The following is a 323-nucleotide window of genomic DNA, read 5'->3' as shown; positions in this document are numbered from 1 at the left end:
GCCCTGCTCACCCAGCGCAAGCTCGCCGAGTATCTGGTCGAACGCGGTGCGCATTTTCTCTTCACCGCCAAGGACAATCAACCGACGCTCAGCGCCGATATCCGCCTGCACTTCGCCGAGCGCGGCGAGGCGGATTTCCGCGAGCCGCCTTCCCTCCAGCACGGGCGCATCGAAAGCCGTGCCATTTGGACCTCCACGGCCCTCAACGCCTATCTCGACTTCCCCCAGGTCGGTCAGGTCTTCGCGATTGAGCGACACACCATCGAGAAGAAGACCGGCAAGGTCTCCATCGAGACGGTCTACGGTGTCACTGATCACACCCC

At 62.8% G+C, this 323-nt stretch carries 1 pseudogene; it reads left to right on the top strand.

Features of this window, described 5'->3' with window-relative positions:
• Window positions 1–323: pseudogene (locus G3480_RS27555) on the top strand (hypothetical protein); the annotation flags it as partial.

The organism is Thiorhodococcus mannitoliphagus, from assembly GCF_010915725.1.
Classification (GTDB): Bacteria; Pseudomonadota; Gammaproteobacteria; order Chromatiales; family Chromatiaceae; genus Thiorhodococcus; species Thiorhodococcus mannitoliphagus.
Note: the sequence above shows the minus strand (reverse complement) of the source record. Positions and strands in the feature narration are given on the sequence as shown.